The organism is Ktedonobacter sp. SOSP1-52 (genome assembly GCF_016587395.1).
Genome location: NZ_BNJH01000003.1, coordinates 1999147 through 2019284, shown reverse-complemented (window position 1 = coordinate 2019284; position 20138 = coordinate 1999147). Strand labels below are relative to the sequence as shown.

Here is a 20138-nt window from a genome sequence, read left to right as displayed (position 1 = left end):
GTATCGGGCTCAAAACGCAGAGACAAACGCACCATCAATCTCCAGTGTGCTCTTTCGAGAGACAGTAGCATCGGTAAGCACCATGTCAGTACGATGATATTCCAGCGCCCGCGAGCCGGTAAGGGCAGTCTGCCGATTTACTGAGGTTGGATAGCGTGCGAACTCGATGAGCCAGCGCTGTGTCGTCCAGATAGAGACAGTGGTGAAAGCGAGGAGCGGCGTACGCATCACACAATCACGCTCAGCACAGAGCGTCAGTCTATAAGCTCCCGAAGCAGACACTCGGCTACCCAGGTACGGCCGTGCTCAGACGACCGCGCCTCCTCAATCTCTCATCCAATGGAGAGTACCACCAGCATCCATTCCCTGAGCCGTGGCTTTCCCTCCAATGGGAGGCATGATACCTTAAAATGAGGCAGAGGTTTGCAAAGCCTCCAAGTCCCCTGCCTTTTGTTGGCTGGTCGTAGACCTTGGAGAGGAAATGAGCTAGGCAGGTCGGTTGACCAGGGTTTCAATCATCAGGGCAGCCACAACAGATGCCAGAAGGTCAGATCCATGCTAAAAACAACCCCAGCGAGAGCCTGGAATACAAAGAAGAGACGCTGCCATCGGTTCCAGGAGGGCATCCTCCACACCAGGAAGCTATAGAAAACCACCCCCAAGGTGAGCAGAGCAGAAACGCTAGCCAGCATCATGACAACGACAAGGGCAGGTGACATAGCGAACTGTACTGCATAGGGATCGTTGCTGGAAAAGAGCAGGAACAACCCGATCAAAACAATCACATTAAGTGTGCTCACAGTCCATCCCAACCACCTGGGAAGCTCGGATCGGAATGCTCCAACCTTAGGCTTCAAACGTGCCTTCCTCCTGATCGCCCGCAGGAGATAGGCAAGCGCCGAAAGGTCCACTCCCAAGAAAAGGACCAGGCAGAGCAACAGGAGTCCCACATGAAAAGCAGGTGTTTCAGCCCAGACTCTTTTCTGATAGGCTTGGTAGGGACGATTTCCGATAAACATGTTCATCTCAGTGCCCGAGCTTTGGAAAATGACCGTATCAGAGAACCCATCGGTCCGTTGGAAGATCCACGGCTGGACTTCTACCAGATTGATATCCTGGCTGCCTACCCCCTTGATAACAAGATGCCCACTACCAGAAGCACTCACCGTGACTGGGGAAAGCAAATCGTATCCCACCTTTTGATAGGACGTTTCGTTGCGGCGAGTTGACCAATAGGTCCCCTCAATCTGGCGAGCACGTTCAGAAAAACCAGCCGGTGGCGTGGTCGAGGTTGTCTGAGGGGCCGGATAATAGTGATCCATGAAGGCTTGTAACAGGTTTTGGGAAGCCATGCTTCCACCATGACTGTTGAAAGCGACGAAGAGACCCACATGAGGCGCTGGCAGGAGCATCAACAGCGAATAAAACAACGTCGTGTCACCAGAATGTCCAATGAGGTGATGTCCATCAATTTGTTGTTCATAGAAGCCATACGTCATCCCAGGAAGCCGGGAGTCATTGGTAAAATGCTGCTGTTGCATCCCTCGCGCGGTCGATTCCTGCAAGATACGGGTGTGGCCAAAGCCCCCCAACTGTAACTGTGCGATCATAAAGTGAGCCATATCGGTCGCTGTTGAACTGAGGGCTCCAGCTGGAACGGTTTCAATGTCCTCAAAAGAACCTGTGTGGTAGGCTCCGTTACTGTAGGTATAGCCGTGGGAAAGCTGGCCCGAAAGGGCATCAGGCAACGGCTGGCGAAAGGTGCTCTGGCGCATGCCTAGCGGTTGGAAGAGATGCTGTTCGATGTAGCGCTCAAAAGACATTCCTGAGACCTGCTCAACGATATAGCCTGCCAATGCCGCTCCATAATCGGAATAGGCGGTGACCACTCCAGGAGAGAAGATGCGCGCCGGGATATGTTTGGGAAGCCATGCCCCCAGGGGCTCCAGGTCCTGTATCTGGGGGACTAACTGCCCAATCGTGCCATCTTCAAATCCAGCTGTATGCGTCAGCAGATTCTCAATCGTAATTGGTTGAGGATAGGTAGCGGGAATACGAAATGTTTTGAGGTAGACGTTGACATCTGCATGCAGATCGACCTTCCCTTCCTCAACCAATTGCATGATCGCTGTCCACGTGAACAGCTTACTGACCGAGCCCAGGCGAAACACGGTCCTGTCGGCCTGGACCTTTTGCCCCTGCTGGATATCTGCATACCCGTACCCTTTGTCCAGGAGGATGCGGCCATCCTTGATAATCGAGATCGTGGCGCCAGGGATGTGATTGTCAGCCAATTGCCTCGTCATAACACCGTTCAAAAATGTCTCTAGCTCCTGTGGATCTCCCAATGAGGTGGGAGGAGATGAACGTTCCACTGTCTGCGCCTCCGTTGGCGACACACACGCCAGCAAAAAGCCAAACCATAGACTCAACACAACAAGGGAGCGCACCAGAAAACTCATATGTCGCGCCAACCCCTGATGAGGGTGACAAAACCACATACACGAAAACTCCTTCTAAAGATAAGGTGGTAAACACGGTTTTGAAAACCGAAAGACGAGAAATACGCAAAGGCGACCTGGGAGCGTGCAGAAACGCCAGATCTCACGGTGGAATACGATGATCAAGGCCAGCATGCCTTTCGATTCGGTTTCCAACGCAAGCATACCTGGCGACAGCCCTATGGTACAATGGAGAAGGCTGAGCATTTGCTAGGCAACCAGTTCACAAAAGGGAATGCCCAGGTGAGCAGTATTTGGGCCATACTCTTGCCCCGGTGCAGGCGATGGAGATATTTGTGAGCACTTGAACAGCTTCAGGGCGAAGGAGAACAATGAAACCCAATGATCGCTTGAAAGAGGCGCGAAAGCAGCGTGGATGGTCCCAGGCACGAGTGGCCGAACAGATCGGGACTGATGCGGGTAATGTCAGTCGATGGGAACGCGGATACTCATCACCTTCTCCCTATTACCAAGAGAAACTCTCCCTCCTCTTTGGTAAAGAGGTTCACGATTTAGGCTTGCTCAGAGAAGATGAGACGCTGCCCCCCCACCCGTCCACACCCGAACCAGCAACGGTTACTTCTCGTGAAGAGCAACGCGAAACCCTCGCGCGCGCTTCACGAATTCTGGCAATCTTCAGCTATAGCGCATTCTGGTGGTCTGGTCTACTCATACTCCTCTTCGCTCGAAAAGATCGCTTCGTTCGCTTTCATAGCCTGCAATCACTGCTTCTGTTTGGAATTGTCACTCTGTGCAATATCGCTTTTATAGGGATTGTCTCTGCTCTCTCCGGAACGACACTGCATTTCATGCCTGTCCAGACACATCTCCTCTCCCAGCCAGCCCCGCGGGAGCAGGCAACGCCCTTGGATTTCATCATTGTGCTCGCTGTCCTTTGCGCCCTCGTCCTCAATAGTGGAGCAATAGTGGGCTGGGGAGTTGGGATGGTCATGGCTTGGAGAGGGAGATATTACAAATTGCCCTTGGTGGGCAATGTGAGTGAGAAAATTACGTTGGCCATCTTCTCTCACGAAGCAGGCTCAGCCCCGTGATGAGGCGTCGCGTTTTCTTTGACTTCACTCAAAATACATGAACCTCTTTCTCGTTCTCACCATAACGCAGGTAATTCAGATACCAGTGTAGCGTGTCTGGTCGAGATTTGCTAGCCGTTCCATGCCAAGATCTTGTGATGAGGGGGCAACAGGCAGAAAAACAGGTAGTGTTGCAAAAAATGATGAGCGGAGACAACAGAGCAAGCAATTGCGACACGAGAATCATTATTCTAGAGAAAACGCGCATGTTCTACTTCTTTGAGTGGTAAACGATGGCCATGTGTACTTCAATTTGCTGAGCTTTAATTTTTTTGCAACACTTCCAGGAAGAATGTGTCTATCGCATGACCTTTCCGACCCGACTAGCAGCACGATCTGTGCTCTTCGCCTACCTGGAGGTGTTTTACAATCGAGTTCGTCGTCACTCCTCGCTTGGCTACCTGGGCCCGTTGGCTTACGAGACGCAAGCACAGAAAGATTCTCAGGAGGATCCTTGACGATCCCATCAACATTTTTTCACTTGTTCAGCTTCCACTGCTGAACACTCCACAGGGGTCTTCAAAGACGGATTTCGATAATTATCAAGAAATTATCTCATCGAATTCTGGGATCTACATTTTCTCCAGTGCAGAGCAGCTACTCAGCCACAGGACTTTTCTCTTTCAAGCGCAAGATCAATCTCACGATGTCTCTGGCAAATGCATCATCCAGGGGAGCCGGATACAAGAGAAAGCGGTACCATTTGGCTCCATAAATCAAGTCTGCCAAGACGTCCAGATTGGTATCAGGAGTCAGTTCACCTCGTTGCAAGCCGCGTTGTAAGAGGGCAACCAGACTCGCTTTCATTGGCACAATGAACGCCTGCTGAAATTCCCGCGCAAATTCCGGGTCTAACTGCGCCTCAGCCGACAGCCCGCTCAACACAGTGCCTGTTTTTCCTTGCAAGCCAGCAAAAGCCTGCTCAAAATAGGTCAGTAAATCTCCCTCAAGAGAACCGGTATCTGGAAAAGGCTCGCGCGCTTCCGCAGAGGTGGTCAGCACCTCAAGAGCCACGGCAGCTTTCGAAGGCCACCAGCGATAAATGGTCTTTTTCCCTACTCCTGCCACCGCTGCAATGGCTTCAATCGTCATGTCACGATAGCCGACCTGAGAGAGCACCTCACGCGTCGCTTGCAAAATCGCCTGGTGCGCCTGATTGCTTCGTCGGCGGCCCTGGGCGGGGGACTCCTGCTCACCCATCTTTTCTTCTCCTCTTTGCTGTCCACATCTTGACTACACGATACGTATCGTATATAATTTTGGTGATCCATAAAAATACGATACGTATCGTTTATTGTAACAGATACAGTATAGAAGGACAAGCTGTTCTATTGATTGGGAAAGGAACACCATTCGTATGGCAACACCCTCACAAGCAAGCAGAGGAAGCATTTTGATTACGGGAGCCACAGGGGGCATTGGCACAGCGACTGCTCGCCATCTCGATGCAGGTCTTTGCTGGCGTGCGAAGGCCCTCTGATGGAGAAAAACTGCAACGCGAGATCTCTGCTCGCATCACCCCCGTCTTGCTCGACGTCACTGATCCGGACTCCATTGCCGAGGCAGTTAAAACCGTAAGCGAGGCGGTTGAGAGCACAGGACTCGTTGGGCTGGTCAATAGTGCCGGTCTGATTGTTGAAGGTCCGATTGAATTGCTTCCTCTTGAGACTATCCGCCACGAATTTGAAGTCCAGGTGATCGGACGCATTGCTGTCATCCAGGCGTTTTTGCCGTTGCTCAGGCTCGCGCGTGGGCGCATTGCCAATATGGGAGCCATGAGTGGGCGCATCGCGCTCCCTTTCGTTGGCGTTCTCTCAGCATCGAACGCCGCGCAGGAATCTCTGACCGATGCACTGCGTCTCGAACTGCACCCCTGGGGAATAGACGTTGCTATCATGGAGCCAATGGCCATCCAGACGGCTATTTTTGAGAAAGCGACGGTCAGCACCCAACACGCGGCACAGCAGTGGTCCGACCAACAACAGCAACTTTACGCATCCGCGCTGGCAGCGTTCCGTAAAGCTTTCCCTGGCGCATATAGAGATTCCCCCGATGTTGTCGTCGCTGCCATTACGCACGCCCTGACAGCACATCGGCCAAAAACACGCTATCCTGTTGGGCGCATGGCCAGGCGGCTCGACTTGTTGCGCCTTTTTCCCGATCGCATGCGTGATAGCCAGATTCTGAAAACCTTGGGACTGACCACGCTTTAGTGGAAGCCGAAGTTCACTCTCATCGGTAGAGAGTCAAAGAGCGGTCGATGAACATATGGTTGGGAAAACAACGGTAGTTCATTATGACATGTCTCATTTCAGTCGTTCAGAGAGGTGGACAACATCTTTCTGAGAGTTCCATTACATTTCTGTTTGGTCGTTATTCACACCAACGAAAAGGAAAGAGAATATGTTAGATACCATTCGGACAGACCTCATTCTAGGTCAGTCAACCGTTAGCCATGTGCTTGCCGTTCCCATCGAGAAAGTCGATATCTCCAGGTGGCTTTTCACTCTTTCCGAGGGAGAATATCAACGCTGTGCGCCTTCAGAGCATATCACGGCTGGTTCCACCACAACCGATGATGGACGCCCTGTATCGATCAATGTCGAAATAGTCGATAACTACCTTCTTATCCAGCATTTTGTGGGCGAGATCACAGAAAAGCTGCACTGTAAGGTGAGGTCGCTGTCCGATGTCATTACCCCCGAAGGACGCAGCCGAGTACTGGTGATCTGGGAAATCAGCATGAAGGAGATAGGAGACGGGCACAGTAAATATACCAACACCATTACTGCACACCCCACGGAGGCATTTCTGGACTCCATAAAAGAACTCGGCATCACGTTTGAGCAGATCGCGCAAACCATCCAGACGGGTCTTGCGGGTCACAATTCCCGCGAAACGCCACTCTTCGCAGAAAGCATTGCACGGGCAGCACGCGCCAACAACTAGCCAGAGAGAAAAAAGAAGGAACGTACTCCCAGATGACCTGAGGGAATACTAAAGCGGCAGCACCTCGAATAGGTGCTGGAGGACCTCCGTCCTCAGACAACTGAGGTCCTCTCTTCAAGTGAGTCAATCCGCTCTGAAAACAAGACGTTCTTCACATTGTTTCTTCTCTCTTTGCATATACAGTGTACATTGGGGAAATGATGCCATTCTCGAAAAATATCTCCGTTCAACGGGTGTGCGTAAATTACTGCGTAAATTACTAATAGCCGTCGCTGGGTTGTGTTGCAAAAATGAAGTCAGGCCTTTATATTTGAGGTTATTCTGCCAAGAGAGGAACTTCCTTCATGGGCAATACGCCCCCGTTCAAATAGCGCCACTTCCAAGCGAGCATCATTCTGCTGTGTGTCCGTTGGTACTTGCGCTACTCGCTGAGTTCTCGCGACCTGGAAGAACTGATGCGGGAACGGGGACTGCAGGTGGACCATACGACCATCTACCGCTGGGTGCAGCACTACGCTCCAGAACTCGAAAAGCGTTGTCGACCTCATCTCAAAGCCGCCACTGACTCCTGGAGCATGGATGAAACCTCCGTCAAGATCAAAGGAACATGGATGTCTCTCTACCGGGCGGTCGATTCCGAGGGGAACACGCTGGAGTTTCTCTTGAGCCCGACACGCGATGCCCCTGCTGCAAAGCGCTTTTTCGCGAAAGCACTGGGTGCTCTCCACATCGTGGTTCCTCGCGTCATCACGGTTGACAAAAACATGGCATATCCAAAGGCTTTCAAGGAACTGCAAGGGGAGAAGCTTCTTCCAGAAGGTTATGAACTGCGGCAGAGCAAATATCTCAACAACCTCATTGAACAAGATCATCGCTTTATCAAACGACGTGGCAAACCCAGATTAGGTTTCTTTTCGTTCGAGACGGCTGAGTGAACGTTGCAAGGGGTTGAGATCATGAACATGATTCGCAAGGGACAGATAGATGGGAGAGAAAAAGCAAATATTATCGGTCAGATTGCATTCATCTCCTCCCTCTTTGGAGTAGCCGCCCAAGCTGAGCAGCTGGAAACCTTCATATTCCTCGTGTTCCTCGGAGCTTTTTTGCAACAGAGCCCAAATTCATTACCCCTTCAGCATCTCCAATGGCTCTTTGCCCTCCAGCAGCCTCTGAATCAGGCTGTGTTGCAAAAACACGGTGAGGAACATGAAGAACGAAGCGTCATCACTCTTTCGCGGCGTTTAGATGGCGACTCCAAACAGTTCTGCGACGAACGCTGCCTGTCTCGGGCCATCTCCTTTCTTGACTCCTTGTATTTGTCCTTTCCTGAGCATGTTCATGATTTCATAGCCACGTAATGTTCGCCAGGCCGTCTCAAAGGAAAAGAAGCCCAGTCCTGGTTTAGCCAGTCGTTTGATAAAGCGATGGTCTTGTTCAACCAGATTATTGAGATACTTGTTCTGTCGCAGTTCACACGCTGCTGGAAAACCCCCTGCTATTTTCAACTCTGTGAGGGCTTTGGGATATGCCGCGTTTTTATCAACCGTGACCACGCGCGGAGTCATCGTGTGAGAGGCCCCAAGGGCTTTTGTAAAAAAGCCCTTGGGGCCTGGGCATCGCGAGTGACGCTCAGATGGAATTCTAGTGTGTTTCCCTGGGAATCCACCGCTCGATACAGGTACATCCAGACCCCATTGACTTTCACGTAGGTCTCATCGACCCTCCAGGAGTCAGTGGTGGCCTTGAGATGCGGCCGACAGCGCTTCTCCAGTTCAGGAGCGTAGCGTTGCACCCAACGATAGATCGTGGTGTGGTCTACCGAGAGTCTGCGTTCTGCCATCATTTCCTCCAGGTCGCGGTAGCTTAAGGCGTATCTCAAATACCAGCGGATGCATAAAAGGATGATCTCGGTTTCAAAGTGGCGCCATTTGAAAGGGTGCTGCGCTGCCATACATGATCCTCGTTCGTCTTCTTTGAGATTCATCCTAACAGATCAGCTTTATCTTTGCAACACAGCCCTCTTTCTCATAGGGCGTTATCGACTGCTGCGTGGCGGATCTGTCAGAACTCAGGACACGGCGAGAAATGTCCCCAGAAAGTGGGGAATGCCTCTTGCAAAACGAGCAGCAGGTGGGGAAAACACAAGTATATGAGCGCTGTTTTAGAGGAAAAGTGGGGAAACCTTTCATCCATTCTCTGACTGTGTTCTGAGTTCTGACAGATCCCTGCTCGGAGCACAAAAAAATCGGGAGTGTGTTGCGCAACCACTTTTCGCCCAGAAAGACTCTCATACTCAAGAGTGAGCGTGGCTGCTTGATCAAAATACTCGAAAACCTGGGCATCATATTCCATGAGGTAGATAGCCCATAACTCCACTTTGTGACTTTCAAATTGAATCGTCACCCCCATTTTGCGGGATGTATATGCCCCGCTGACATTCATGGCTCTGCCTTGGACCCGTCGCACAGGAGGAGAAAGTCGGAGTTTTTCAATGAATGAGCAGGTCGGATCAGAAAGCTGAAGGCGATGGCACCATTGTTCAAACTCGGATGGTTTCATCTGGTCCTCCTAACGTTTCTCAGAATACTTGATACTTTTCGTTTGATTCCAGAAGAGATCGTTTCCGGTCTTTGGAGATCCCTTTGTCATTTCCGATGCGCCACGTACAGGATGGCAAGATATCCTTTGGTGACGCACCCATGATAGCGAGTATTGATCAAATCAGCGATATCGTGAAAGAGACGGTCGTGTCGGTGCTTCTCTAACACCCTGTGGTTGGAATAGGTGTCCAGCAAGCGAAGATAGCTGGCTGCATCGTAGGTGACATCCCAGTGATATCGACGTACTACCACGTCACGAAAGAGACCCATCTGCTCCATTTCTGCCTTAACTGGTTCTTGGACCTCATGGGGCCACAGTAATGGACCATATTTCTCCTCCTGTTCAGGTGCCTGTCGTCGATAGATCTGCTGCACCTCCTCAAAAAAGCCCTGAGAAGCCTCACTCTGGACATGCATATGCCAAAACAAGGCGATGGCTCCAGAAGGCTTGAGGGCTTGTGCTGTTTTCTGATAGGAGATGGCGGGGTCGATCCAATGAAAAGCGGTCGCGGAAAATGCGAGATCAAACGCTTCCTCTTCCAATTGCCAGGCTTCAAACGCCTCTGTGTGTATGCTGACGAGAGGATACGCCGCCAGATTACGGCGGGCAAGAGCAGCCAGATTGGCCCCAAGCTCAATGCTGAGTATGTGGTAACCCCGCTGTGCCAGAGGAAGTGTTGCCTGCCCTGTTCCGCACCCAATTTCGAGGAGACGCCCATCAGGCGGGAGGGCTGAGAGCGTCACGATATCGTCAAAAAGGGCTTTAGGATAGCCTGGCCGAGCCTGATCATATAACAAGGCATCTTGGTCGAATGTAGTTCGTAGGTATGTTTTGTCTTGTGTCATCTTGCCTTTCACCTCCTGTCAATACCCAAGTATTCTGAGAAACGTCAACTCCTTCTTATATCTAGCGAAGGATCGTTTGTGACAAGCGTACCGGATTTATGAACGGAATACAAGATTTTGACGCATATATCGGCTCATACGTAGGTTCGCTGATAGTGGAGACAATCTCTTCGGTTAATCACATACTGATTGACTCCAGAAGCGAAGACATCTTTTTCACGTCAGCTCTTAATGAGCTAGAATCAGCAAACCTGCGTATGAGCCATTTTATGGGCCAAACTACAGATTGCCATGGGGATGAAAAATTTAAAGAGCGAAAGCCAACAATAGACGCTCAAAAAGCGTCGACCAAGGGCGCGGGGGAAGTACAGGCAAATCATACTGTTGAGCTTCTTTAGTGAGCCATTGTCCATACAGCCATTTGGTTCGTGCCTCTGTTCGTAATTCTGCCTCAGATTGGTTTTGTGTACCTCGTTGTCGTCCTATGATATTGGCTAAAATACGTTCTTCTTCCGGTTCTACGAGAAACACTGCCCGTACTCGCTCTGTTGTTCGGTGACGTTGAAATGATGGTTGAGCAAACAAGGAAGGGAGAATGCCATCTCCTTCAACCACCGTGGGAGCAGCAGTATCAACGTGATTGTTTACGACGATTTCAAGAGAGGGCGCCATGCTTTCGCCCATGGTAATTAAACCTTTGCAAAGATGTTCTGGAGCCGATTGCCAGACAGTAGGATCATTAAAGAAGTTCAGTGTTTCGATGTGATGCTCTGGCAAAAGAGAAGCGAGACCCCATTGCAAAGCTAAACGAAAATCATCCAGCTGGAGCCAGGAAATGCCAAGCTGACGTCCTATTTGTTCTGCAACCGTTGTTTTGCCTACTCCTGACAATCCGCCTAAGAGTAAAACCGTCCAATCTGTTTGAACCACCTTTCTGTCCTCATCATCTCGCTTCAATTTAGCATAATACGTTTCGTTGAAACAAAGTCCAGGCAATACATGTTCTTGCTGCAAGTTATAAATCATTTTGCTTCCTGCTCACGATTCGCTCAAATTTTAGGGCGTAAAATGGATTGTATTCCCCACTCGGCCAAAATACTTGAGATTAAAATCGAGCATTTTGGCCAAAGCGAGTACCGACTGATGTCCAATCGCACAAAAGCCGGGTGTTTGAGAGCACAATTCTTCAAAACTACCTGAAATTCGAGGCGAGCCGTGAGAAAAACAGGCTAATCTAATGCCAGTTCGTTGGGTAGACGGTGATCCTCATAGTGGTCGTGTGCGTCGATACGCAACCAGAGTTGAATTCGCTCGTGCTCAAGTGCGGTTTCTGGTAGATCTATGAGAAAACGCTCAAGGGTGGTCAACGTTATGGCAAACTTTTCCTCAACGGACTGGCGAGTCCATTGCTGATACTGTTCAACCATTTCGGCATTGAATGCGTCCACGTCTGTATGTGGAAGGGAGTGACCATCCAGGATCATAAGTGATCTTTGCATGGAGCGCTCCCACCATACAAAGATATGCACCAGCACATCCTGGATGCGAGAAAAGCCTTGTTCCTGTACATAGCGAGCTTGTTCTTCCTCTGATAGCTCTTGCAACCGTGAAAGGTAATGCTTCCAGCCCTTCTCAAGATCTGCTAAGAGATCTTGACGACTGAATTGCTGATTCTCTGATGACATCTCTTCTTCTCTCGTATGCGTTATCTTTTTGCGAGCTGCTCAAGCAGGCGCTCACGATCAGCCTTGTTTTTTACGACAAATACTTTCTCCTGATACTTTTCAAGGTAATTGCGTAAAAATTCTGCGGTAGGAGGTGATCTTTACCCGAAAAAGTGGAGTCCCCAAAGAGGAGGGTTAGCTCATCGATTGTTCGTACATGAGGGGACTCATATACTGGAGTGTGGAATGCCTCCGAATTCGATTGGAAAACGTTTCGATGTCATCAAAGGTCACACTCCTAGCTTGTGCTCGTGTCTGAAATGCCTGTCCGTCGAGACCTTCTCCTTTCAAGCTGTGGAAGAAGCTTTCTATCGCAGCATTGTCGTAGCAGTCAGCCGTTCGACTCATGCTGACGATCATGCCTCCTTGAACTAACATTGCCTGATACCTCTCACTCGTGTAGGTACTGCCGCGGTCCGAATGGTGAAGCAAGCCGGATGGCGGACGGCGCCGAGTGATCGCCATCTCAAGCGCCTGGACGACCAGCGTGGTATCTTGAATCGCGGCCATGGACCAGCCCACAACCATGCGCGAGAACAGGTCTAAGACCACGGCCAGGTACAGCCAGCCCTCTGCTGTCCAGATAGAGGTGGTGTCAGCCACCCATTTCGTATTGGGCTGTTCGGCACTGAAATCCCGCTGGAGCAGATTCGGTGCTACGCGGGCCTCAGGATCGCTGTGAGTCGTGACCGTGCGATGGCGGGGGCGTTTCACGAACAACTCCTGTTCGCGCATCAACCGAGCCACTCGCTTGCGCGCTCACTTGATCCCTTGTGCTTGCAGTTCAGCATGAACTCGCGGGCTGCCATAGACACCGCGATAGGTTTGGAAAACGATTTTTACTTGGTCGGCGAGTTCGGCATCTTTCCGGCTGTGCTCGCTCGGTAGGTGTTTACACCAGGCGTCATACCCGCTGACCGAGACATCGAGCACTCGGCACATCAGCACAATCGCATACTCGTGCCGGTGGTCAGCAATGAACTGATATCTCACTGCCTTTCGCGCGAAAAGATGCCGACTGCCTTTTTTAAGATGTCGCGTTCCTGCTTGACGATCTCCAACTCCCGTTTGAGACGACGCACTTCTTCCTCCTGGGCTGTTTGATGGCCGCTCCCCGGAAACGCTTCGCCACCAAGAGCCGCCAGTTCCTTGCGCCATTGGTGGATCGAGGTGTCTGAAATGCCCAGCTCACGGGCCACCTGCGCGATCGGCTTGCCACTGGTTTGGGCCAGCCGCACCGCCTCACGCTTAAATTCGGCTGTATAGGTCTTTTGCACCTTCTGCATGATCCTTTCCCTCCTTTGGAAAGAGTCTATCCGAAGCTTCCCTCCTTCCACAATTCCGGGGCAGGATCACCATGAGGAGGAAGCGAACACGCGCACGCAATCAGATGGAAGCACGAGGTAGGGCTGAAGAACCTGCACCAACGCAAGCTGTTCGAACTGAGCACCGTTGATCTCCACCGCCAGTTGGGCTGTGTCGCTCCCTGGACGGCCACACGACCATCCATGTGTCTTTCTCTCCTCTCCCATCCATCGTTCTCCGGATCGCGGACGCGGCTTCCCACTCCGTGTATGTCAGTCGCGGATGACGGCTTTGGAGCGCATCAAGAACTCGCCAAGATAGCCATCATGTGGGACGCCTGGTGCCATCCAGTACGTCGGGTGGTTGCCGATATAGAGGTTCTTGATCGTCGGATCCGCGAACAGTTCGTCGAGCAACTTCTCGTCCCGGGTGACCGCCGTGAGCACCAGGGTGTTTTTGAGGGGAGCGATCCCGGCCTCCCGCGTCCACGGCGCAACCCATACGCACGGAAAGGCCAGTTCGATGTTTGCCTGCTCCGCAAAGGGATTGTCCAGTTGGTGCACGGCGGGCCGCAGCACCGCGCTGCCATCCCCCAGTTCTTGTACGACTCCGTCGCCGCCCAGGTAGGCCCGGGTCCCGACGGCTTTGGTCAGCAGGTAACGCTCGATCTTCTTCGCGGCCTCTAGGGAGTAGGTGGGTAGCACTGCCTGCTCATTTTCTGGCGGCAGGCTCGGAAGCGCCGCGAGCCGCTCGGCGATAGCCTCGGCGACTGGCGTCGGGTCGCCCTCTACGAACACTGCCGTGGCGTTAATGCAGGCCGTTCCGCCCAGGTTGCTGATCGAGTCGACAATCATGTCGAGGGAGGAGTGCCAGTCCGAGTCCGCAGTGACCAGGATCTTCGACCGACCAGGCCCGTTTGGCAGGACGGTGGGGTTTGCGGCATACTTATCGATGACTTCCTGCCCCCCGTAGACCATACTCAGATCGGCCTGGCGCAAGATCTCGTCGGCAGCGTCATGGTCAGTAGGCAGCAGGACCACCTGGTCGTTGCCGAACCCGCAGGCCCGTAGCGCGTTAATCAGTCGATACGGCGTGAGCGGTTCCCGCCGCGAGGGCCGGACAGCCACGCGGTAGCCCAGGGCCAGAGGCTCCAGCCATAGACTGTGCACGCCAGGTTCGTTGCCAGGCGCATGCACTGCGAAGACGTTCCCGCGCCGGATCCAGACCGCCGTGCCCTCACGAGCCTGCGGATCGCGCCAGTCGTTCACTGCTCCGATGGGCCGGGCCTGCTGCGCGCTCCAGTAAACCTTAGCAGCGTAGTGAGCAACAGCCTCTACGGCCCCGCGCACGATGGACAGTGGTGTGCCAGACATTCGGCTCACCGTGTGCTGGTACTCGGCAGCGGACATGCCGTCGACCTCTCCCGTTGCGAACAGTTTCCCGGCCTCGGCGAGGGCGGTCAGACGGTCCTCCAGGGGTAGCGTCTTCGCTTTATGCAGCGCGGCTATGGCCCGCGTGACGAACAGTTTGGGCACCAGGCTCAGCTCGGCCAGCGGATGACCCGCGACATCCGTGATGGTCTGCCGGTTGTGCGCCCGGTACGCCCCGTTGGGCCCCAGAGCATCTATGAAAAGCAGTTGACTGATCACACTCATCAGTACACCCCCTCGATGACGGCTTCGTTGCCGAACTGCGCGACGGGAGACACGTCGGCCACTGAGTCGCTCACCTGACCCGCTGGTGGTTCGATCCGGGTAGCCAGGTCGCGCTCCAGGTTGTTGGGTAGCAGCATGTTCTTGCTGATGTGGTTCATCACGACCTGTCCTCGCTTGCCGTAGTCCACCGTGTGGCCACTGGCAGGGTCAATCACGGAAAAGGTGATGAAGGGCGAGGGGGGATCGTAGATGCGAGGCTCGTCGTCGGTGAGACCCGCGCGCTCGATGGTGCCGCCGAGGATCATCGTGCTTCCATACACCCCTGCGAGCTTCACTCTGGGAAAGACCTCGGACCGAAACAGCTGGCGAGTGTCGGTATCCATGTGCGCTCCGGCCCACAGGATTCCCTTCACCTTCTGGTTGATCAGTTCCACCAGATCGTCGTGTTGGGCGATGCGCTCCAGCAGAGGTGGCGTGGTCATGATGACGCCGATGTCCTGGCTGTGCAGCAGGAACGAGGCCTGCTCCACGAGGTGTTCGACGTAAGCGTCGGCCTCCTCGGTTTTGCCAGCAGCGATGAGTTTCTTGACCCAGCGTGGGTCCATGTCGATCATGAACGCGAGGCCACCGCGCATGGTGGCCCGCCGCATAGCGACCTCTCCGACCATATGAGGTCCTCTCGGGAGGAGGGCAAGCCAGTTCACGTTTCGTGGAAACTCGTGTGCGTCTAGCTGAGTGTTCATCCATGCTCCCGCTGTGTCCGCCCAGTCACGCAGGATGACTACTCGCTTGGGGGTGCCGGTTGTGCCACCGCTTTCGGGGACTCCAACGACATCGGGGTGCGGCCCGTATCCTTTGGGGATAAGGTCTTCCGCCCGAACGTCGCGCAGTTCGTCAACGATATTGGGGAAGAGCGCCAGGTCCTCGATGCGTTTGACATCCTTGCGCGGGTCGAAGGGCAACGATTTCGCCCGCTTCAGCCAGTATGGCGAACCGGTCTCTGGATTGAAATGCCACTCCATGGCGGCATGAAGAAACTCCTGGGGGTCTATCCTGGCATCAAGTGGAAGATCCAGGAGAGCTTGCGATGCGATCATATGAGACTACCTCCTTCCCCGGCCGACGTAATCGGCCAGGTGATCATAGTGTTTCACCTTGGCAACAACTTCAGGAAGAGTCCCTTCAGTAATATTCTATACATATGCCAATAGATCGGGTCAGCCGATTTTTTCGCCGGTGCTATCATGAAGAGAGTCGGGGAAGGGCTGTTTGAACTTGATGGGCAGGCCATCTCTTCCATTGCGGAGGAGGATGATCGTCTGTCTCCCATCTTGCGTCTTTTTCTTACTCGTCGCCTATGCACTCACGTCCACAAAGGAGGGACGAGATGAGTCAGAACGCGCCGCAACCAGTACCATCAGCGTTTCAAAAATCGATGTCGTTACGGCACCTCGAAGCGTATTTTGTCTCCCTTCCCGATGCCATTATGGTGTGGGACCGGGCAGGCAAGCTCCTCTTCCTGAATGCAGCGGCGCTGACATTCTTTGAAGTCCAGGTTTCAGACCCCTGGTTCGGCGCCTCCGCTCAGCAGTTTCTCCAGCGTTATGAATGGTGTGACGAACAGCAACGACCGTTCTCTTTTCCCCCGTGTTTGCTGGACCTGACCACCTTCAAGGGGATCTGTCAGAACTCAGGACACGGCGAGAAATGTCCCCAGAAAGTGAGGAATGCCTCTTGCAAAACGAGCAGCTGGTGGGGAAAACACAAGTATATGAGCGCTGTTTTAGAGTAAAAGTGGGGAAACCTTTCATCCATTCTCTGACTGTGTTCTGAGTTCTGACAGATCCATAAAGCAGACATATACCCATGTCACACGTCAAAAACAAGCGAGCAGGACTCAACTAAGTCTCGAAAGAATGCTCTGTTGCGGCCCACCCGCTCGTATCCCATGTTATTATTGAGTAGTCTTATCTGCTGTTGATCCAGGCAAATGAACATTCCCTCTCCCAGGGTTGTCACTCCCCTCTACGTGACTGTGCTTCTGCTGCCTGAGATAGCGATGGATCTGTAGTCCCACATCGCGTCCTTCCTGCAAGGCCTCCTCCAACGACTCCAAGCTATGGACGACATCTCCCGCGGCAAAGACACCTGGCATGAGCGTCGTAAAGGGGCCTGTCAGTCGCAGCTCCTCACCACATGTCGTTGCTATGGTCAGTCCGCGAGGGAGAAATGACAGATCGGGAGCCTCGCCAATGGCGACAATTACCGCTTCGACGGGATAGCACCATCCGCGCCCCGGGGCAAAGGCCAGGTGCGAAGAGTCATCGTCGCGGACCCAGCGTGTCTTCTGACAACGTATCCCACAGACATTCATATCTTCCGTTCCCAGGAAGCTCTTCGGCATAGTAAACTCGTGAATGGAAATGCGCTCATGCGGGCGCAGCAACTGCTCTCTTGCAGTTACAGGCAGTTCCGACAGGGGGGCTGGATAGAACACGTGGACGGATCTGGCCCCTGCTTCTACAGCATGAGCAGCAACGTCAAATGTATAGCGGCTTCCTCCCAGTACAACGACCGTTCCCGCACATCCACCCTGTGAGGAGAAAGGCCGGGTGGAGAGTATCTCCAGCGCGGAGCACACACCTTTCAACGCATCTTCGCCTGGCAGATCGATAGGTATCTGCTGTTGCACGCCGACTGCCAGTAATACGGCATCAAAGTCCCGGCGTATCTCGTCAAACGAGATATCGCGTCCAATGCGGGTCCGTAAGCGAAGTACGCCCCCTGGTCGCAAGAGGAGCTCAAGTAACTGCTCTCTGGCCTGAGACGACAAACCAAAGGAAGGCATGTCGAGGGCGAGCATTCCACCCGCAGTCGGCTTCTCCTCGAAGATCGTGATCTGGCTATATCCCAGGAGTGCCAGGACATGTGCCGCATTGAGTCCCACTGGTCCTGAGCCAATAATTGCGATACGCTCGTCATAGACGTTATGGAGTATTGAAGCCGTGGGGACAAGCAGCGAATAATCCAGCAGTTTCGTATCAGGGTTCGAGATCACTACCTGTCCGCCACTCGTCCTGACCTGTGTGTGGTAAACCATTCCCAGCTCCTTTCCAAGAAGAGAGATGCATTGTGGGCGCGCTCTCTCCATACTTCCCTTTCTCTCTAGGATAGGATCGTGTTCTCACACATACATCTCTAAGCACAGGTCCTGTTTCTCGGTCATATCACATGTTATTCTGGTAGCCCTCCTCCTCCAGATGCTCTTTCCTAAGCATATCCGCCGGGCGCACCAGTAGTAACGGAAGCCTGGTTGCTTGAAGCACACGTCCAGCAATACTGCCCATCGTCCACTTTTTGATTCCACTATACCCATGTGTGGTCATGGCAATGAGATCACAGGGTTCAACGACGCTACCATCTTCTGCTCTCACACCATTCTCAGCAACCCGGACAATCCCTTCTGCGATATCCCTCTCCACTGAGACGGACCAGGTGAGTTTGAAGCGGAGGTCGGGGCCAATATTGGCAACCAGGCCTTCGCGAATGCATGTGCAGATCATTTGCAGATTCTGCCTGGCACTTTGCAGCAGCGCCTCTTTTGCTCCTTCGCTACTCTCTTTCAGCTCCACTGCCATCTGGATGAGGTGTAGTTCCCCTTGCGCAGGAGATGGCAAGGCTGCCATCAGGGCTGCCGCTGGAGCGATCACATCCTGAGATCGGGCTGAAGTATCTAATGGGACCAGGGCACGAATACCACTTGCGCCACCGCGGTTGGGATGAGTGAGCAGGGGTTTCTCGTCGCGGAGAATGAGTACTGGGACAGGCGCATGATGAACCACCTTCTCTGCGACGCTACCTAGCACCCATCGTTTGGAATTGTCAACTTATGAAAAGAAATAAAGAGCTTTTCTGAAAATGGTGAGGAAGAAGGAGAAAGGTGGAAGATTAGTGGCGGATAGTGGAGTGCTATGCGACTGTTTTCATCCTCGTCAACTCGTTCCATACCTGGAACCGATCCTGCATGAGGGCGCGATACTCCGCTGCCTGCAAACGATGCCGTTTGGGGCGAAAATGCTCGGAAATTGGGCCAAAGGCGGAAAGAAAGCGTTGGGCATGGCCTCCTGATTTGAAGCGCTGCATGGCCCGTTCTCGTTGCCTTGTCGGCTGATGCGAGTTCTCAGCCCGATTCTTCAAGCCTTTGTGCTGGCGGTGCTCGACGCCTGGCATGATCTCTTTTTTGGCGGCTGCATAGCTGGCCAATTTATCGGTGATAATCACGCGTGGTACGTAGGCAAGCCCCTTGAGGAGCTTGCGAAAGAACTTTTTGGCCGCCTGTTTGTTGCGTCGACTCTGGACCAGGATATCAAGAACGTTGCCATGTTGATCGACAGCCCTCCAGAGGTAGTGCTGCTTCCCATTGATCTTCAGGAAAACTTCGTCCAAATGCCATTTGTCACCAGGTTTCGGATGGCGACGTTTGAGTTCACGAGCATACATTTGGCCGAATTTCAAACACCACTGACGGATGGTTTCATAGGTCAGAACGACCCCACGTTCAGCCATAATCTCTTCAATGTCGCGGAAACTGAGCGAGAAACGGAAATACAATCAGACACAGTGGCTGATAATTTCTAGAGGGAAACGATACCCTTTGTATTGAGATAATGGTGCGTTCTTTTTCATCAGAACATTCTACCATACTGTTCAGCTTTCCCAGTAGAGCCTTCGCCAAGTTGACAATGCCCCTGAAGCATCTCTCGTACCTGCCGGTAGGACTCAAGGGCATCAGGGATCCCTTTGGAAGGATCGAAGCGGGCAATTTGCGCGAAATAGGGCCTCCCGAGGTCAAGGGGCATTTGTCGACCATCAAAGAGTCAATGGTTAAACATGCGCAGATAGTGCATCATTTCCTCTTCGCTCAGTGGCTTATTGAGTCCATCGAGCGAGGGTGAGGAGCAGGGAGAAATCGTCCTCGGGATAAGGTTCCTATACTCTGCCAGGGTTGCAATCTCAGTTGTTTCGACTGCGCGTATATAATCATCAGCGAAGCCAAGATAGACAGCGGGAGAGAAGCCAGAGAGAGCCAAAATCTGCTGTTGAATCCGAAACATTATCACCGTGATGATTGCTGCGATGGGCCATCTTTCCAGCGCACACTTCAATCCTGCCGTGACTGTTGCCTTTGCTCTGACCCGTCACTTCGCCTGGGAAGAGGTTCCTGTTTATATTGGTGGGCAATTCCTGGGGGCGATCCCGGGAGTTGGAACCCTCCGTCTGCTTTTTGGTCTGGTGGCCGATCTTGGTGCCACGCTTCCCCATGGGAGCGTGTGGCAGTCCTTTGGTCTGGAGATCTTGTTGTCTGCCGTGCTGATGGTGGTCATTATTTCCGTCGCGACCGATACCCGAGCCGTGGGTCAATAGGAGAGCGTTGCATCCCAAGGTCCTGCTTACCTGTTGCTCTTCT

General features: G+C 52.9%; 20 protein-coding genes and 3 pseudogenes. 7 read left to right on the top strand and 16 right to left on the bottom strand.

The features are described from left to right. Positions 1 to 9: 9 nt before the first annotated feature. The gene (locus tag JMJ16_RS34265) at positions 10 to 228 is read right to left on the bottom strand and encodes a hypothetical protein (protein WP_201388876.1); all 219 of its coding nucleotides are present in this window, start codon (positions 226 to 228) and stop codon (positions 10 to 12) included. Positions 229 to 518: 290 nt separating this feature from the next. Continuing rightward, positions 519 to 2501: a serine hydrolase gene (locus JMJ16_RS34260; RefSeq protein ID WP_201388874.1), complete on the bottom strand. Its 1983-nt coding sequence runs from the start codon at positions 2499 to 2501 to the stop codon at positions 519 to 521. A gap of 332 nt (positions 2502 to 2833) precedes the next feature. On the opposite strand from JMJ16_RS34260, the gene JMJ16_RS34255 reads away from it, so the two are divergent. Together JMJ16_RS34255 and JMJ16_RS34250 are read left to right on the top strand one after the other, a co-directional pair. Next, positions 2834 to 3553: a helix-turn-helix domain-containing protein gene (locus JMJ16_RS34255; RefSeq protein ID WP_201388872.1), complete on the top strand. Its 720-nt coding sequence runs from the start codon at positions 2834 to 2836 to the stop codon at positions 3551 to 3553. A gap of 305 nt (positions 3554 to 3858) precedes the next feature. Then, a complete protein-coding gene (locus tag JMJ16_RS34250) occupies positions 3859 to 4050 on the top strand; it encodes an IS3 family transposase (RefSeq protein ID WP_255553275.1) in 192 nt (63 codons plus the stop codon). 139 nt (positions 4051 to 4189) lie between these two features. On the opposite strand, the gene JMJ16_RS34245 is transcribed toward JMJ16_RS34250, so the two are convergent. Further along, the gene (locus JMJ16_RS34245) at positions 4190 to 4792 is read right to left on the bottom strand and encodes a TetR/AcrR family transcriptional regulator (protein WP_201388868.1); all 603 of its coding nucleotides are present in this window, start codon (positions 4790 to 4792) and stop codon (positions 4190 to 4192) included. 218 nt (positions 4793 to 5010) lie between these two features. Between JMJ16_RS34245 and JMJ16_RS34240 the strand changes: the two genes are divergently transcribed. From JMJ16_RS34240 to JMJ16_RS34230, 3 genes and pseudogenes are all read left to right on the top strand, one after another. After that, positions 5011 to 5805 (top strand): SDR family NAD(P)-dependent oxidoreductase, encoded by a 795-nt coding sequence (locus JMJ16_RS34240; RefSeq protein WP_201388867.1) that lies wholly within the window; start codon positions 5011 to 5013, stop codon positions 5803 to 5805. 190 nt (positions 5806 to 5995) lie between these two features. Then, positions 5996 to 6541, top strand: a complete 546-nt coding sequence (locus tag JMJ16_RS34235) for a hypothetical protein (RefSeq protein WP_201388866.1) — start codon at positions 5996 to 5998, stop codon at positions 6539 to 6541. A gap of 389 nt (positions 6542 to 6930) precedes the next feature. Next, positions 6931 to 7593 (top strand): annotated as a pseudogene (locus JMJ16_RS34230) (IS6 family transposase); the annotation flags it as partial. Between the two features lie 189 nt (positions 7594 to 7782). On the opposite strand, the pseudogene JMJ16_RS34225 reads toward JMJ16_RS34230, so the two are convergent. The 9 genes and pseudogenes from JMJ16_RS34225 to JMJ16_RS34185 all read right to left on the bottom strand — a co-directional run bounded on the left by JMJ16_RS34225 (position 7783) and on the right by JMJ16_RS34185 (position 15768). Further along, positions 7783 to 8492 (bottom strand): annotated as a pseudogene (locus JMJ16_RS34225) (IS6 family transposase). 694 nt (positions 8493 to 9186) lie between these two features. Continuing rightward, positions 9187 to 9987 carry a class I SAM-dependent methyltransferase gene (locus JMJ16_RS34220; protein WP_201388865.1) on the bottom strand — a complete coding sequence of 267 codons (801 nt, stop codon included), beginning with the start codon at positions 9985 to 9987 and terminating at the stop codon, positions 9187 to 9189. A 306-nt stretch (positions 9988 to 10293) separates the two neighbouring features. After that, positions 10294 to 11013, bottom strand: a complete 720-nt coding sequence (locus JMJ16_RS34215; RefSeq protein WP_236601811.1) for a hypothetical protein — start codon at positions 11011 to 11013, stop codon at positions 10294 to 10296. 203 nt (positions 11014 to 11216) lie between these two features. Beyond that, on the bottom strand, positions 11217 to 11672 hold the full coding sequence (locus tag JMJ16_RS34210) for a ClbS/DfsB family four-helix bundle protein (RefSeq protein ID WP_201388864.1): 456 nt from the start codon (positions 11670 to 11672) through the stop codon (positions 11217 to 11219). Positions 11673 to 11846: 174 nt separating this feature from the next. After that, positions 11847 to 12458, bottom strand: a complete 612-nt coding sequence (locus JMJ16_RS34205) for an IS3 family transposase (protein WP_255553261.1) — start codon at positions 12456 to 12458, stop codon at positions 11847 to 11849. A 12-nt stretch (positions 12459 to 12470) separates the two neighbouring features. After that, the gene (locus JMJ16_RS34200; RefSeq protein WP_201388862.1) at positions 12471 to 12704 is read right to left on the bottom strand and encodes an IS3 family transposase; all 234 of its coding nucleotides are present in this window, start codon (positions 12702 to 12704) and stop codon (positions 12471 to 12473) included. Continuing rightward, on the bottom strand, positions 12701 to 12997 hold the full coding sequence (locus tag JMJ16_RS34195) for a transposase (RefSeq protein WP_201388861.1): 297 nt from the start codon (positions 12995 to 12997) through the stop codon (positions 12701 to 12703). Before JMJ16_RS34195 ends, JMJ16_RS34200 begins: the two co-directional genes overlap by 4 nt. A gap of 291 nt (positions 12998 to 13288) precedes the next feature. Then, entirely contained in the window at positions 13289 to 14671 is a 1383-nt protein-coding gene (locus JMJ16_RS34190; protein ID WP_201388859.1) for an aldehyde dehydrogenase family protein, read from the bottom strand. Continuing rightward, complete coding sequence (locus JMJ16_RS34185) at positions 14671 to 15768, bottom strand: AMP-binding protein (protein ID WP_201388857.1); 1098 nt, start codon at positions 15766 to 15768, stop codon at positions 14671 to 14673. Before JMJ16_RS34185 ends, JMJ16_RS34190 begins: the two co-directional genes overlap by 1 nt. A 290-nt stretch (positions 15769 to 16058) precedes the next feature. Between JMJ16_RS34185 and JMJ16_RS34180 the strand changes: the two genes are divergently transcribed. Continuing rightward, positions 16059 to 16463 carry a PAS domain-containing protein gene (locus JMJ16_RS34180; RefSeq protein ID WP_201388855.1) on the top strand — a complete coding sequence of 135 codons (405 nt, stop codon included), beginning with the start codon at positions 16059 to 16061 and terminating at the stop codon, positions 16461 to 16463. A gap of 162 nt (positions 16464 to 16625) precedes the next feature. On the opposite strand, the gene JMJ16_RS34175 is transcribed toward JMJ16_RS34180, so the two are convergent. The 4 genes and pseudogenes from JMJ16_RS34175 to JMJ16_RS34160 form a co-directional block, all read right to left on the bottom strand. Beyond that, on the bottom strand, positions 16626 to 17771 hold the full coding sequence (locus tag JMJ16_RS34175; protein WP_201388854.1) for an FAD-dependent oxidoreductase: 1146 nt from the start codon (positions 17769 to 17771) through the stop codon (positions 16626 to 16628). 127 nt (positions 17772 to 17898) lie between these two features. After that, the gene (locus JMJ16_RS34170; RefSeq protein WP_255553260.1) at positions 17899 to 18537 is read right to left on the bottom strand and encodes a universal stress protein; all 639 of its coding nucleotides are present in this window, start codon (positions 18535 to 18537) and stop codon (positions 17899 to 17901) included. 103 nt (positions 18538 to 18640) lie between these two features. Then, a pseudogene (locus JMJ16_RS34165) lies at positions 18641 to 19357 on the bottom strand (IS6 family transposase). 191 nt (positions 19358 to 19548) lie between these two features. Further along, the gene (locus JMJ16_RS34160) at positions 19549 to 19785 is read right to left on the bottom strand and encodes a hypothetical protein (RefSeq protein ID WP_201388849.1); all 237 of its coding nucleotides are present in this window, start codon (positions 19783 to 19785) and stop codon (positions 19549 to 19551) included. Positions 19786 to 19795: 10 nt separating this feature from the next. Between JMJ16_RS34160 and JMJ16_RS34155 the strand changes: the two genes are divergently transcribed. Then, entirely contained in the window at positions 19796 to 20095 is a 300-nt protein-coding gene (locus JMJ16_RS34155) for an aquaporin (RefSeq protein ID WP_236601860.1), read from the top strand. The last annotated feature ends 43 nt before the right edge of the window (positions 20096 to 20138 follow it).